Raw genomic sequence first — 13,776 nt, forward strand, 5'->3', positions numbered from 1 at the left:
TTAATTTATGGCTAAAAAAACATTTTATCTTTTAATGATCTTAAATGTTTTGTTTTTACCATTCTGGAGATTAATCTTTATAATATAAATTCCGCCTATAAGATCTGAAACATTGTAAGAGTTATTAGTGAGTTGTTTCACCAGCATTCCGTTGGAAGAGTAAATATCAATAGTGTTGATCCTTTCTTTTGAGATAATGATTAATTTGTCTTTTACCGGATTTTCTATTTGTATTTCTCTGTTTTGGATAGATTCGTTAGCAGATAAAGTAGAGCTGTTAAGTAAATATTTGACAACCTCAAGAGGCCCATAATAGCTTGCTCCGCCATAGGTAATGATGCTGTTATCAAAAACCTTAATTCTGAATGCAGAATGGTTCTGTAAGTTAACATCATTATCTACAAAGTATCCAACTGAAGAGTCCAGAGTTCCGTTTTGATTAATCTTAGAGATAGAATTGCTATACGCTCCGCTGCTGTCGCTGATATTCCCGGCAGTATAATAATAGCCGCTCTTCTCATAAAGATCTAAAATCATAGCTCCTCCGACGGGTGGAGTATAATTGAATGTATTATCTATGGTTCCGTCTGAATTTATTCTTTTTAGTATACCAAAGCCACCGGATCCCGTGTCTGACATGTCTATACATGCTATTTTATTATTGCTGTCTATAAAGGCTTTACTTACGTTTAAAGGAGGATCGAATGCTGCTTCTCCATTATTGCCAAAACTGGTCATAAGTTGTCCGTTTGAATCGTATTTTATCATTTTATAAGGCTCGAAACAAATAATATTGGATTGATGATCTACTAAAATATAACCAGGAAAACTGGTAAATACAAGTTCTCCATTATTTCCAAAGCTGTTGTCCACAGTTCCGTCAGAATTTATTCTGAGCAGGCGGGTGGGTCCGGGAACAGGGGAATCCAGCTGCCCGAAGATAAGTATCTTATTACCCTGTTCAAATAGATCGGTAAATAATATAGTTGCGTCGAAAGTTTTAGTTCCTCCAATACCGAATGAGAGGTCCGGTTGACCATTGGGTAGTAATCTGATGATATCAAACTTAATAACAGCGTTTGTAATGGCGTCATGTTTTTTGAAAAGCAATGTCAGTTTGTTATCGGCGTGTCTCAAAAAGCTGATAAGATCATCAGTTTCATAGTTTAAAAAGATTTTTCCATTATTTCCAAAGGTATTATCCAAAGGGCCTGTGTAACTCGTTGCTTTAGAAATAACGAATTGATTGGTGTTGGAATCAAATGACCTATAGAAAACACTGCTGCCGGTATCGGCCAGGTCTCCTATTAAGAAGCTTCCTGCGGGTAAACTATATATTCCGTTTGAAGCAAATGAAATATCCTTGGAGAGCTGAGAATAGAGAACATTGACTGTAAATAATGTTAGTAACAAAATTGCCTTTTTCATTGAGTTTTTTTACGTGCAAACATAAACAAAATAAAGAATAAAAGAATATGTTAAGTAATTTATTATGAATGCTTTATGAATTTGTATAAATAGTAATAATTAAATGATAATTAGCTATTAATAATTTTTATTCATAGAAAAACTTTTTTCACTATATAGAGTAATATTAATTGTGAAAATATTTAAATAATTAATTAATGAAAATATTGAATTGGTTTAAAATCTGTACAAATTTTCTATTAAGCCTCAGATAGATTTTAAGAATTGATGAATTCATAATATTATGGGGTATTTTTTTTTAAATTTCAATTAAATTTAGGGGTTCTTTTGATGCTATTTTATATATTTGTGCAAAACAACACTATACATGAAAAAGAATCAACTGATTTCGAGCGTTATCATTATGACTGCTATCTTAAGCTGTAACAATAATGATGAAACAACAAGTACTGCTGAAAGTACAAATAATAACAATTCTACAGTTCCGGCTATTTACAGTAAAATTTACGGGGCTTCAAGCATTACTTCAGATGGGACGTATGTTTATATAAAGACAACGGGTACACCGGACCATAAAAGTGTATATTACCCTACAACCAACAGCTTATATGAAAACTTTTCAGGAACAACTTTCGGGGGCTATACCTTTTCAAAAAATCCTAATTCAATCTCTACGAAGAGTTACACCTTTAAAATTCCCATGAGCCCTGCGGTGGCTTCTACCCATAGCGCTACTCCTTTGGGACCGATCGGGGTGTCTATCAATGGTGTTCCGTTCTTCAACCAGTATGCAGGTCCCAATCAGCCTTTATCAGGCGAGATCGTTTCTTTCGATCAGTGGTGGGGGCATCCGGCTCAGGGAGGAGATTATCATTACCATGTGGAGCCTAAATACCTTACGACGGTGAAAGCCTCAAAATCTGCTTTACTGGGATTTTTACTGGACGGATTTCCTGTATATGGCCCCGAAGAAAACGGTTCGACAGTTGCTGATGCCTCTCTGGATGCATACCACGGACATGCTACTGCAACAGCGGATTATCCTAACGGTATTTATCATTATCATATTACCAGTACAGATCCTTATATCAATGGGAATGGCTTTTACGGGACTCCGGGGACTGTCAGCAATTAGTATCCTGCTACTTTTCCTATCCTGTCGGGATACCGGGAAGTTGAAATATTATAATATCAGCGAACTCAGCCTGAAAAATAAGAACGGATTGGCCATGAATCATCATTCACCTTTTACGGGTGCTGTTTATTCATTTTTCCCCAATACGAAAGACACGGCAGAAATAATCGGCTTTAACAAAGGGAGAGAACATGGCGAATGGAAGCAGTTTTTTCCCGGCGGTAAGCTAAGACAGCAGCGTTATTATGAAAATGGGGTGAAAGTTAAAACATTAAAAGAATGGTGGGATAACGGAAAGCTTAAGATATCCGGCTCTTTTCTTAAAGGAGAAAATCATGGTGTGTATAAAGAATGGAACCGGGAGGGAAGGCTGGTACAGGAAATGCACTATAAGTCAGGATACGAAGAGGGAAGTCAGAAACAATTCTATGACAACGGAAAAATACGGTCTAATTATGTTATGAAAAATGGTAAACGCTATGGTTTATTAGGAACAAAAAACTGCGTCAATGTTAAAGACAGTATTTTCAAAAAATAGACTGATATTATTGTCAGGATTAATATTCATATTTTCTTGTAAAAAGCAGGAAAATGGTTCTTTGCCCTATTATAATGCACCGGATTTCAGCCCTCATTTTGTCACAAAAACAGAAGCAGACAAACAGATCCCACACGTTATTGCTCCATTTTCTTTTACAGATCAGGACAATAAAATAATTACGGATAAAGCCATAGATCATAAAATACATGTGGCCAGCTTTATCTTTACATCATGTGGAAGCATATGCCCCGTGATGATCAGGAATCTGGATATTGTCAATAAAAAGTATCAGAAGGATGCGGATGTGGTGATGCTTTCTTTTTCGGTAACTCCCTGGATAGATACCCCGCAAAAGCTTAATGAATTTAAAGCTGCTAATAAGATCAGCAATCCGAACTGGCATTTTTTAACAGGAAATAAAGGAGAAATCTATAAGCTTGCACGCCAGTCTTATTTTGCCGAAGAAGACCTGGGATTTACCAAAGACAGCACAGAATTCCTTCATACGGAGCATATTATTTTAGCTGACCGGGATAAAAAAATAAGGGGAATATATAACGGAACTTTACAAACCGATATAGAGCAGCTGGTAAAGGATATTGATATCCTGAAAAAAGAATAATTCAAAAGCTTAATATTTTATTAAAACCGAATATTAAACTTACAGATTCATTTATCTTTTGTAATTTTGCACCTATGGAATTAAGCATTGGAGAAATGGCACTGATTGCCGTGGCAATCGTTGTATTATTCGGCCCGGATAAGCTGCCTCAGATAGCGCGCGATCTGGGTGCCGGCGTAAGAAAGATGCGTGGTGCCGTAGAAGATATTAAAACCGAGATCATGAAAGAGACTGATAATCCTGTCTCTGAGATCAAACGTGAGATCGAGAAGGTAAAGGATGCTGCCAAAGATTTTAATCCCATGAAAAATATCGAAAAAGATATTTTAAATGAACCTTCTGCATCTCCGGAACCGGCAAAACCAAAGCCGGCCGATGATGAAAACCATGAAGGGCCTGTAAGCAGATAACCTATGGAAGAGATCATTCAGGAGGATAAGAAAGTCTTTTTGTATCTCAATAACCTGGGAGACACCTCTTTCGATCAGTTCTGGATTATGGTTTCCAGTACCTGGCTGTGGATCCCGCTTTATATTATATTTTTCTATTTCCTCTATAAAAACTATAAGCTGAGATCTTTGATCTATATCCTTATATTCATAGCTATCGGGGTTACTGTTTCCGATCAGTTGGCCGGGATTTTCAAATATGGAATCGCCAGGCTCAGGCCCTGTCACGATCCGGCTTTGGAACATCATATGAGGGTCGTAAAATGTGGCGGACAGTTCGGATTTTACTCTGCCCATGCTTCCAATACATTCTTTTTGGCCAGCTATTTAAGTATTTTACTGAAAAAGAAGCTTAATTGGTTTCCTTATGTTATATTTGTATGGGCTATAGTGGTAGCTTACAGCCGTATATATTTAGGAGTGCATTTCCCGATAGATATTTTGATGGGGGCGTTTGTTGGATTTTTATTGGGAGGGCTGTTTGCCACACTCGCAAGAAAAGTGATCAACAAGCAAAATATAACTTCATGAAAAAACATTTATTATTTATCACCCTGGTTTTTACCTCGGCCAATTTCTACACACAGGATGCAAAAACTGCTGAAGAATGTTTCAAAAAAGCAGATTATAAGTGTGCGGAAGAGCAATACACCAAACTGGCTGAAAAAGAACAGATCCAAAAAATCCTGTCGGAATATTACAATAATCTTGGAACAGCACAAAGAAGGCTGGGGAAGACCGCTTTAGCATTCAAATCCTATGAATCCGCGCTAAGGGCCAATCCTATGTCGGCTCCTGTTTATGCTAATCTGGCTTCTTTGCACAGCCAGAGAGGAAGCAAAGCAAAAGCACTGGAATATATTGATAAAGGTTTGCAGATAGAACCGGAGAATGTGGATATGTATCTGACGCGTTCCAAGATCTATGACAGCCAGGGAAAAAAAGATCTGGCCGTAAAAGAACTGAATCAGATCCTGAGCTTTGCATCGGACAACTTATTTGCAAGAACAGGTTTAGCCAATCTGAAGAAAAACAACGGGGATCTGGATGGCGCTCTGAAAGATTACAACCAACTTATATCAGAAAAGCCGGAGTCGTTATTGTATAACGGAAGAGGTGATCTTTACCTGAAAATGAAAAAAACAAAAGAAGCGCTTGCAGATGTGAACAAGGCCATTTCTATTGATCCTAAATTTGCCCATTCTTATGTTACAAAGGCATTGATCTTATTTGAAACTCAAAAGCCCAAAGAAGCCTGTGCCAATCTGGATAAAGCCGTAAGTCTGGGATATGAAAAGCCTTTATTGTTGGAATATTATACGAAATGCCCTGTGGTTGCGAAATAGCACAATTACAGATTATAAATTTTAAATGTAAGATATATCAATATTGATCATTCATCACATATCATTTATCAATCATTATGATAAGGCTTTCCCTGTAGAATCTGATCTGCCCTGTATAACTGTTCCACTATAAATAAGCGGATCATCTGATGGGTGAATGTCATTTTAGATAAGGATATCTTCTCGTTGGTCCTGCTGTAGATCTCATCCGAAAAGCCATAGGCGCCGCCAATGAGAAAGTGGATCTTTTTCACGGAAGAACCCATCCAGTCGTCTATTTTTTTGGAAAACTCCCTGCTCGTATACTGTTTTCCTTTTTCGTCCAGAATAATGACCAGGTCATTTTTATCGATATGATTAAAAAATAATTTAGCTTCTTCTTTTTTCAGAAGATCAGGAGAAAGGTTTTTAGCATTCCTGATATCAGGAATTTCAATGATCTCAAAATTCCAGTGTTTGGGAAGCCGGTTAAGGTAATAGTTGATCAGGGAAAAAATCTCCTTATCATCTGTTTTACCGATACAAAGTAAGCTGATCCGCATTTGTTTTCAATAAAGAGTTCAAAGATATTCATTAATTAGAGATTTTTTTCATATTTTCATCATGTTTTTAATGCTATAATTAATAAATGAGTGTAAAGGTTCCTAAATTTATCTTGAAAATTCAAGAGTTCTTTGATGATATACATATTCCTGTTCTGGGAATATCGCTTTGGCAGATGTTCCAAATCTACATTTCAGGGATCTTCAAGGGAAAAATAGGGCGGAAGGCAGCAGCTATTTCCTGGAGCTTTACCATCAGTTTATTTCCTTTTATCCTGTTCTTATTATCGGTATTGCCCTATATGCCCCATTACGACAAACTTCAATTCTATATTTTCGAAGTATTGATCCATAATGTGTTTCCTTCCAATATGGAAACCGATGTAAGAGGATATATTGAAAAAAGTATTGTTCCCAATATGAGGGGAATCAGTAACCTGACCATTATTCTTGCACTGATCTTCGCTACTAACGGCACATTTTCGCTCATCAACGGATTTAATGAAAATAATGAAGAAAAGTTGAGTGATGTAAAGGAGTTTATCCTTTCGTTCTTTATTACGATAGGGTTTATCAGTATCGTGTTTTTGGCCCTTTTCGGGGTGTATTATGTAGAGGTTGTTATGAAGCTCTTTACCCCTTCTTATGATATTTCCTGGCTGGTTAATAATTTATCCAAAATCATAGGTTTTGTTTCTTTTCCTTTGTTCTATTTTATCCTCCTGGCCTTATTTTACTGGCTGGGAACCGTTAAGATCACAAGATTCAGGCAGGCTGTTCCCGGAGCTATTTTAACGACCGTTCTGTTTGTGGTTACCACTTATATTTTTGCCATCTATGTGAAAGATATTGCAAGATATAATGTTCTTTACGGATCTATCGGAAGTATGATCCTGCTGATGGTCTGGGTAAATATCAATGTGTATCTGCTTTTATTCGGGAATGAACTTAATATGGCGATCAGAAAACTGAGAATAGAAAAACTATTGTCGGATGAGCTTAAAAAAGAGACGTCCCATTTTCATACGGAAATTACAGAACCTGACTTGGAAGGAGATGAAGACCATATTCTGAAACTTAATGATAAAAATAAATCATGATTAAATCTGTCAAAAGCTTAATTATTCTTGCATCCTTTACTTTGTTTTCCTGTGATCATATCATTGATGAAATAGATCGTGAAAGAGAAGAGGAAAGCTATACTACGCCCTATATGGGAAAATGGACGGGAAATTTTAATGGAGATCAAAGCGGAACTTTAGTTTTGAATGTAGGTAAGAGCGGAACCATAGAAGGAGTAAGAGTGTCGGGTAGTTTTCAGGAAACCTTTTATACTTCACTTCTGGGAGGCGGAAGCGGAGCTATTAATGGTATTACAACTTCGGGTTCGGGATTTGTTCTGCATGGAAGCCTCGAATCCAAATCCGGAACCTGGACTATAGGAAATCTGAACGGAACATGGTCTGTAATAAAAAATTAATAAGGAGATTATTCTTCTGTTATAGTCCCGTTATTCTTCTTTGCCTCCATACTTAATGTGATAAATCCTAAAATTGCGGCTAAAAAAGAAGCTACTAAAATGGCAAATTTTGCCTCATTCTGTAGGGTAATCTGACCTTTAAATGAGAGCAATGCAATAAAAATAGACATTGTAAAGCCAATTCCGGCTAAAAAACCAACCCCCAGCATTTGCATCCATGAACTGTCCTGAGGCAGAGAACTCAGTTTAAGCCTGATAGCAATAAACGAGAAAAGATTGATGCCGATAAGTTTTCCCAGAACCAACCCGCCAATAACTCCTATTCCCAAGGTGCTGGTCAATCCCCCAAGCATCTCATTGCTGAATGTAATATTGGTATTGGCTAAGGCAAAGACGGGCATGATAAGGAAATTGACCGGAAAATGGAGCTTGTGTTCCAGCTTTTCCAAAGGTGATGGTTCCACATCGGAAGTATTGGTAGGAATGGAAAAAGCCAGCAATACCCCGGCAATAGTGGCATGCACCCCTGAATGATGCAGGAAGTACCATAAGAATGCTCCGGGGATTAAATAGAAGATCATTTTTTTAACCTTTAAAAAATTCAAAAGGAATAATAAAGCAGTTATCCCGAAAGATAACAACAGGTAGGTCCAGTGTATCTGTTCGGTATAAAAAACGGCAATGACCAATATGGCCCCCAAGTCATCTACGATGGCCAAAGCAGCGAGGAAGATCTTTATGGAATTAGGAACCCTGTTTCCCAGCATGGAAACGATAGCCAGAGAGAACGCAATATCTGTTGCCATGGGAATTCCCCAACCGTTACCGTATTGAGTCCCAAAGTTAAAAATACTGAAAATAAGGGCAGGAATCAGCATTCCACCTATAGCGGCTACTATGGGGAGTGAGGCATTTTTAAAAGAAGAAAGTTCGCCTTCTACAAGTTCCCGCTTGATCTCCAGGCCTACCAGAAGGAAGAATATGGCCATCAAACCATCATTGATCCATATGCTGACAGGATAACTCAGATGAAAAAGGTTAATTCCTGCCTCCTTATCCAGAAACTTCTGAAAGCTTCCCGCTGAAGCTGAATTAGCAATGAAAAGCGATATTAATACACATACAATAAGTATGATCCCTGAAGACTGGCTGCTGTTAAAAAACTTTTTAAAATAAAGCGATAAATTCATTGATAAGGTTATACCCGCCTCACCCTCGAGACTCCGTTAATGGTTTTAAGTTTCTTGAATGATTCTTCCAGCTGGCTCTTATTCTTTACCTCAAGAGTAATATTTCCGGTAAATATTCCGTCATTGGATTCAATGGACATACTTTTCATATCCATTCCCATAGAGTTGCTAATGACTGCTGTAATATCATTGATCATTCCCATTCTGTCAAGCCCTTCGATCTCAATTTTCACACGGTTTTTAAAGCTCTCGGCATTCACCCATTTTGCAGGGATCACCCTGTAATCATACTGGGCTCTGAGGTTGATCGCATTAGGGCAGTTGTCATTATGAACCTTTATCCCGTCTGAAATTGTAATGAAACCGAAAATTTTATCCCCAGGAATAACCGTACAACATTTCGCATAGCTATAGTTCAGCTTTTCCTCGTCTTTTCCAAAGACGATCATGTCCAGATTGGTCTCTTTCGGTTCTTCAAATTCCTGGTTTTTAGCAGGTGATTTCCTGAATCGGGAAAGTAAATTGTTGAATACGTTCTTACTTTCAATATATTTTCTTAAACTGCTTGCGTCCAGATCATTACTCTGGAATTTCAGGTATAATTCCTGTGATGTTTTCAGATTGAAGAATTTCTGAAGTTTATTGACTTCTTCATCATTAAAATTGATCTTGGCATGACGAAGCTTTCTCTGCAGAATCTCTTTTCCTTCATCTACCAATTGGTTTTTTTGGGAGTTCAGGAAGCCTTTGATTTTTGATTTGGCCTTGGAAGTCACTACAAATTCCAGCCAGTCGGTTTTTGGCTTTTGATTCTGGGATGAAAGAATGTCTATCTGATCACCATTCTGAAGAACATAAGAAATAGGAACCAGCTTTCCGTTGATTTTAGCGCCTAAACATTTCATTCCCAGATCAGAGTGAACGGCAAAAGCAAAATCAAGGGCTGTGGCATTGGTAGGCAGGATCTTGATTTCTCCTTTCGGGGTAAATACGAAAACCTCTTTTGAGTATAAATTAAGCTTGATATTATCTAAAAGCTCGGAAGTTGAAAGATTCTGCTGCTGTTCGAGGACTTCACGGATCTCGGTGACCCATTTTTCAAAATTCCGGTCATCTGAACTTTGTTTATATCCTTCTTTGTATTTATAGTGGGCTGCAACTCCTTTCTCGGCAATTTCATCCATCCTTTCGGAGCGGATCTGCACTTCGATCCATTTTCTGTCAGGGCCCAGAACCGTTAAATGTAAGCTTTCATATCCTGTGGAACGGGGCTGGGTGATCCAGTCACGCATTCTGGAAGGATTGGTATGGTAAACATCAGTAACGATAGAGTAGATCTTCCAGGCCAGGAACTTTTCATTTTTAGCATCGGATCTGTAAATAATCCTGATGGCATAATTATCAAATACTTCTTCAAAAGGTACTCCCTGTTTCAGCATTTTCCTGTAAATGGAAGAAATGGCTTTGGCGCGGCCTTTTATTTTAAAATTCAATCCTTCTTCATTGAGCCTTTCGGAAACTTCTTTCTTGAATTCTTCAATATACCTTTCACGGCTTTCTTTGGCTAATTCAAGCTTTTCTGTGATCTCATTATAAATTTCGGGATTATTATATTTTAAAGAAAGGTCTTCTAGTTCTGATTTAATATTATACAGGCCTAAACGGTGAGCCAACGGAGCATAAATATACACCGTTTCAGAAGCGATCTTCTTCTGCTTATCCGGTGCCATGCTCTCCAGGGTACGCATATTATGAAGGCGGTCTGCAATTTTGATCAGGATCACCCTGAAATCTTCAGACAATGTCAGCAGAAGCTTCCGGTAGTTTTCTGACTGTACGGAAATATTCTGGTGATTCATAATGGATATCTTGGTCAACCCATTTACGATATTGGCAATTTTTGCCCCGAAAATTTTCTTAAGGTCTTCGTAAGTGTAATCGGAGTCCTCTATAACATCATGCAGTAATGCACAGGCAATAGAAGTGGCTCCCAATCCTATTTCCGTAGCAACAATTTTAGCAACGGCGATTGGGTGATAGATATAAGGTTCCCCTGTTTTTCTCCTCTGGTCTTTATGGGCATCCAGCGCAATATCGAAAGCCTTTCGGATCAGTTTGTTATTTTCTTCATCCAGACCTCTGTAAGTGTTAGAAATCAGGTCCTTATATCTTGCAAGTATCTCTTTATTCTCTAATTCTAAATCGTAACTCATTTGTGTGAAAAGCCTATATTTAGACGAAAATACGAAATTTTTTCTATTTTTCCAACCATAAAAAATCCGAAGAGGATTCTACGGATTTCGGTTATTAGAATTTATGTTATTGTCAGAACTTCACTTCGGAGTCGATGCCGTTGCTTGAAGCTTTTATCTTTACTTCGGGGCTGTCATGAATTTCAGCTTTGCTTCTGGCATCAATGAATTTTTTAACGTTATGGTAATGAGCCTGCTCAATACTCATGTTTTCAATGAAATAGGTCTTCAGGACAGAGTTGAGACCGAAAACGCTCCGGGCATTATCCGCCTGGCTTTGATCTTTAACTGCCACACTCGCCAGGTACTGGGAGTTATGATGGTTGTCATCAAGATATACAATGTAATCTGAATTTTCGAAACCAGAACTTTCTAAATCGGTTTCAAGTTTTTTGTAGTCGCTGTGATGCCCAAATAATCCAGCTAATATATTTGACATAGCACTAGTTTTAAAATTTGTACTTAAAGATAATAAATAATTTTCAATTATGTTGAAAATATTTTAATAAAATTAGTTATTTTTTATTTCATCTATAATGTTATAGGGTGTGTTCGAAATTATCTATTAATTACTTTTTAGCATTGAATAATTTATATTCTCGCAGATTTGGCAGATGACACAAATGATGATATTAATAAAAAGTCTGTTTAAATGCGACTTAAGGCGCTGGAATTTTTTTACCATTAAGGAATTAAGCTTACTAATCTGCTTATGAATTGTTTAAGAAATCAATATATGGATTTCAAAAACATTTAAAATATCTTAATTCCTTAATAGTATATAAATTTTTCAAAAAGATCTGCGTAATCTGCTAAATCTGAGAGAAATTAAAAAGAACAAAGCTTAGCTCAGTCTTTCGTTTTTAATTTCCTCCACAATTTCCGGATTCAATAAAGTAGAAATATCCCCGAAATTACTGAAATCCCCTTCCGCGATCTTTCTCAGGATCCTGCGCATGATCTTTCCGGAACGGGTCTTCGGAAGCCCTGATACAAACTGTATCTTATCGAGCTTGGCAATAGGCCCGATCTGTTCAGAGATCAGCTGATTGATTTCTTTTCTCAGATTCTCCTTATCACGGCCTTCTCCGGTTTCTTTTAAAATGACAAAACCATATAATGCATTCCCTTTGATATCATGAGGGTAGCCTACAATGGCAGATTCCGCAACGGCCGGATGCTCATTGATGCTGTCTTCAATAGGGGCAGTCCCCAGATTATGACCGGAAACAATGATCACATCATCTACACGGCCTGTAATTCTGTAATAGCCCACTTCATCTCTTAAAGCACCGTCACCCGTAAAGTATTTTCCCGGAAAGGCTGTAAAATAGGTCTCTTTATATCTTTGATGATCGCCCCAGATCGTCCTTGCGATTCCCGGCCATGGAAAGCGGATGCATAGATTGCCTGTAACCTGGTTTCCTGTGATCTCGTTACGTTTGTCATCCATCAGGACAGGCTGTATTCCAGGTAATGGCAGTGTGGCATAGGTGGGTTTTGTAGGAGTGACGAATGGGATAGGAGAGATCATGATCCCGCCGGTCTCAGTTTGCCACCAGGTATCTACGATCGGGCATTTTTTTCCTCCTACATGATCATTGAACCAATGCCAGGCTTCATCATTAATAGGTTCTCCAACGGATCCTATTACTTTTAATGTGCTCAGATCATGTTTGTCCACCCATTCTGCACTTTCTTTGGCTAAAGAACGGATGGCTGTAGGTGCTGTATAGAATTGGGTGACTTTATGCTTCTCAATCACTTCCCAAAAACGATCCGGCTTGGGGTATGTGGGGATTCCTTCGAAAATGATGGTTGTAGCTCCGTTGCATAAAGGCCCGTAAAGAATATAGGAATGTCCTGTGATCCAGCCAATATCGGCAGTACACCAGTAAATATCATTTTCCTGATAATTGAAAATATTTTTAAAGGTATACGCAGTATATACCATATATCCGGCGCAGGTATGGAGCATTCCTTTAGGTTTACCCGTAGAGCCGGAAGTATAAAGGATGAAAAGGGGATCTTCCGCATCCATAATCACGGTAACAAAATCTGCAGAAGCTTTTTCATACAGATCTGCCATCCAGGAGTCCCGGCCTTCTTTCATCCTGATCTCGTTATGAGTTCTTTTCACCACCAGGACTTTCTCTACGCTAGGGGTCTTTTCTAAAGCCTCGTCTACAATGCTTTTCAGGTCAAGGACTTTGTTTCCTCTATAGCTTCCGTCCGAAGTAATGACCATTTTGGCTTCACAGTCATTGATCCTTGAAGCTACTGCCGAAGCGGAGAAGCCTGCAAAAATTACAGAGTGTACCGCACCCAGCTTTGCACAGGCCAGCATGGCAACTGCCAGTTCAGGGATCATCGGAAGGTAAATGCAGACACGGTCTCCCTTCTGAATTCCCATGTCTCTTAGCACGTTGGCTGTTTTATTGACCCGGGTGTATAATTCATTATAAGTAATATGCTGGGCTGCTTCTTTTGGATCATTAGGTTCCCATATGATGGCTGCTTTGTCGCCTCTTTCTGCCAGATGCCTGTCCAGGCAGTTTTTGGTAATATTCAGCTTGGCATTCTTGAACCATGAGATTTTGGCCTCATGCATATCATAATCAACGACTTTACTCCAGCGCTGGTACCAGACAAAGTTTTTATCAGCAATATTATCCCAGAATTTCTTGGGGTTTTTAATAGACTTTTTATATTGTTTAAAATAATCAGGCAGGTCTTCGATCTGGTAATTTCTCATATCCTTTTGTTTGAATTTAGATTGTATGTTATAGTT

The 13,776-nt window shown here is 38.2% G+C and carries 14 protein-coding genes; 8 read left to right on the plus strand and 6 right to left on the minus strand.

What is annotated here, in order from left to right:
* Nucleotides 1–24 precede the first annotated feature (24 nt).
* Complete coding sequence (locus tag HNP38_RS02400) at nucleotides 25–1,428, minus strand: T9SS type A sorting domain-containing protein (RefSeq protein ID WP_184183872.1); 1,404 nt, start codon at nucleotides 1,426–1,428, stop codon at nucleotides 25–27.
* Nucleotides 1,429–1,795: 367 nt separating this feature from the next.
* On the opposite strand from HNP38_RS02400, the gene HNP38_RS02405 reads away from it, so the two are divergent.
* The 6 genes from HNP38_RS02405 to HNP38_RS02430 all read left to right on the plus strand — a co-directional run bounded on the left by HNP38_RS02405 (nucleotide 1,796) and on the right by HNP38_RS02430 (nucleotide 5,521).
* Entirely contained in the window at nucleotides 1,796–2,563 is a 768-nt protein-coding gene (locus tag HNP38_RS02405; protein WP_184183876.1) for a YHYH protein, read from the plus strand.
* Complete coding sequence (locus HNP38_RS02410; protein ID WP_184183880.1) at nucleotides 2,526–3,101, plus strand: toxin-antitoxin system YwqK family antitoxin; 576 nt, start codon at nucleotides 2,526–2,528, stop codon at nucleotides 3,099–3,101. The genes HNP38_RS02405 and HNP38_RS02410 overlap by 38 nt, the downstream gene beginning before the upstream one ends.
* Nucleotides 3,073–3,726: an SCO family protein gene (locus tag HNP38_RS02415; RefSeq protein ID WP_184183883.1), complete on the plus strand. Its 654-nt coding sequence runs from the start codon at nucleotides 3,073–3,075 to the stop codon at nucleotides 3,724–3,726. Before HNP38_RS02410 ends, HNP38_RS02415 begins: the two co-directional genes overlap by 29 nt.
* Nucleotides 3,727–3,800: 74 nt before the next feature.
* The gene (locus HNP38_RS02420; protein WP_184183886.1) at nucleotides 3,801–4,136 is read left to right on the plus strand and encodes a twin-arginine translocase TatA/TatE family subunit; all 336 of its coding nucleotides are present in this window, start codon (nucleotides 3,801–3,803) and stop codon (nucleotides 4,134–4,136) included.
* 3 nt (nucleotides 4,137–4,139) lie between these two features.
* Nucleotides 4,140–4,706 carry a phosphatase PAP2 family protein gene (locus tag HNP38_RS02425; RefSeq protein ID WP_184183889.1) on the plus strand — a complete coding sequence of 189 codons (567 nt, stop codon included), beginning with the start codon at nucleotides 4,140–4,142 and terminating at the stop codon, nucleotides 4,704–4,706.
* On the plus strand, nucleotides 4,703–5,521 hold the full coding sequence (locus tag HNP38_RS02430) for a tetratricopeptide repeat protein (protein ID WP_184183892.1): 819 nt from the start codon (nucleotides 4,703–4,705) through the stop codon (nucleotides 5,519–5,521). Before HNP38_RS02425 ends, HNP38_RS02430 begins: the two co-directional genes overlap by 4 nt.
* Nucleotides 5,522–5,589: 68 nt before the next feature.
* Here HNP38_RS02430 and HNP38_RS02435 read toward each other — a convergent pair whose 3' ends face one another.
* Nucleotides 5,590–6,063, minus strand: a complete 474-nt coding sequence (locus HNP38_RS02435) for a 23S rRNA (pseudouridine(1915)-N(3))-methyltransferase RlmH (RefSeq protein ID WP_184183895.1) — start codon at nucleotides 6,061–6,063, stop codon at nucleotides 5,590–5,592.
* An 86-nt stretch (nucleotides 6,064–6,149) separates the two neighbouring features.
* On the opposite strand from HNP38_RS02435, the gene HNP38_RS02440 reads away from it, so the two are divergent.
* Together HNP38_RS02440 and HNP38_RS02445 are read left to right on the plus strand one after the other, a co-directional pair.
* Nucleotides 6,150–7,163 carry a YihY/virulence factor BrkB family protein gene (locus HNP38_RS02440; RefSeq protein WP_184183898.1) on the plus strand — a complete coding sequence of 338 codons (1,014 nt, stop codon included), beginning with the start codon at nucleotides 6,150–6,152 and terminating at the stop codon, nucleotides 7,161–7,163.
* Nucleotides 7,160–7,543 (plus strand): hypothetical protein, encoded by a 384-nt coding sequence (locus HNP38_RS02445; protein ID WP_184183902.1) that lies wholly within the window; start codon nucleotides 7,160–7,162, stop codon nucleotides 7,541–7,543. Before HNP38_RS02440 ends, HNP38_RS02445 begins: the two co-directional genes overlap by 4 nt.
* 8 nt (nucleotides 7,544–7,551) lie before the next feature.
* On the opposite strand, the gene nhaA is transcribed toward HNP38_RS02445, so the two are convergent.
* The 4 genes from nhaA to acs all read right to left on the minus strand — a co-directional run bounded on the left by nhaA (nucleotide 7,552) and on the right by acs (nucleotide 13,740).
* Nucleotides 7,552–8,733, minus strand: a complete 1,182-nt coding sequence (gene nhaA, locus HNP38_RS02450) for a Na+/H+ antiporter NhaA (protein ID WP_184183905.1) — start codon at nucleotides 8,731–8,733, stop codon at nucleotides 7,552–7,554.
* A gap of 8 nt (nucleotides 8,734–8,741) precedes the next feature.
* On the minus strand, nucleotides 8,742–10,946 hold the full coding sequence (locus HNP38_RS02455; protein WP_184183908.1) for a RelA/SpoT family protein: 2,205 nt from the start codon (nucleotides 10,944–10,946) through the stop codon (nucleotides 8,742–8,744).
* 112 nt (nucleotides 10,947–11,058) lie between these two features.
* Nucleotides 11,059–11,424, minus strand: coding sequence for a hypothetical protein (locus tag HNP38_RS02460; RefSeq protein ID WP_184183911.1), 366 nt, complete (start codon nucleotides 11,422–11,424; stop codon nucleotides 11,059–11,061).
* Between the two features lie 405 nt (nucleotides 11,425–11,829).
* Nucleotides 11,830–13,740, minus strand: a complete 1,911-nt coding sequence (gene acs, locus HNP38_RS02465) for an acetate--CoA ligase (protein ID WP_194299322.1) — start codon at nucleotides 13,738–13,740, stop codon at nucleotides 11,830–11,832.
* Nucleotides 13,741–13,776 lie beyond the last annotated feature (36 nt).

The sequence above is a fragment of the Chryseobacterium defluvii genome, assembly GCF_014204415.1.
Classification (GTDB): Bacteria; Bacteroidota; Bacteroidia; order Flavobacteriales; family Weeksellaceae; genus Chryseobacterium; species Chryseobacterium defluvii_A.

Excerpts from the sequence above, each read along its gene's own strand:
- HNP38_RS02410 (WP_184183880.1), top strand. The coding sequence starts at position 2,526 with ATGGCTTTTACGGGACTCCGGGGACTGTCAGCAATTAGTATCCTGCTA.
- acs (WP_194299322.1), bottom strand. The coding sequence starts at position 13,740 with ATGAGAAATTACCAGATCGAAGACCTGCCTGATTATTTTAAACAATAT.
- HNP38_RS02460 (WP_184183911.1), bottom strand. The coding sequence starts at position 11,424 with ATGTCAAATATATTAGCTGGATTATTTGGGCATCACAGCGACTACAAA.
- HNP38_RS02435 (WP_184183895.1), bottom strand. The coding sequence starts at position 6,063 with ATGCGGATCAGCTTACTTTGTATCGGTAAAACAGATGATAAGGAGATT.
- HNP38_RS02400 (WP_184183872.1), bottom strand. The coding sequence starts at position 1,428 with ATGAAAAAGGCAATTTTGTTACTAACATTATTTACAGTCAATGTTCTC.
- nhaA (WP_184183905.1), bottom strand. The coding sequence starts at position 8,733 with ATGAATTTATCGCTTTATTTTAAAAAGTTTTTTAACAGCAGCCAGTCT.
- HNP38_RS02440 (WP_184183898.1), top strand. The coding sequence starts at position 6,150 with ATGAGTGTAAAGGTTCCTAAATTTATCTTGAAAATTCAAGAGTTCTTT.
- HNP38_RS02445 (WP_184183902.1), top strand. The coding sequence starts at position 7,160 with ATGATTAAATCTGTCAAAAGCTTAATTATTCTTGCATCCTTTACTTTG.
- HNP38_RS02430 (WP_184183892.1), top strand. The coding sequence starts at position 4,703 with ATGAAAAAACATTTATTATTTATCACCCTGGTTTTTACCTCGGCCAAT.
- HNP38_RS02405 (WP_184183876.1), top strand. The coding sequence starts at position 1,796 with ATGAAAAAGAATCAACTGATTTCGAGCGTTATCATTATGACTGCTATC.
- HNP38_RS02455 (WP_184183908.1), bottom strand. The coding sequence starts at position 10,946 with ATGAGTTACGATTTAGAATTAGAGAATAAAGAGATACTTGCAAGATAT.
- HNP38_RS02415 (WP_184183883.1), top strand. The coding sequence starts at position 3,073 with ATGTTAAAGACAGTATTTTCAAAAAATAGACTGATATTATTGTCAGGA.
- HNP38_RS02425 (WP_184183889.1), top strand. The coding sequence starts at position 4,140 with ATGGAAGAGATCATTCAGGAGGATAAGAAAGTCTTTTTGTATCTCAAT.
- HNP38_RS02420 (WP_184183886.1), top strand. The coding sequence starts at position 3,801 with ATGGAATTAAGCATTGGAGAAATGGCACTGATTGCCGTGGCAATCGTT.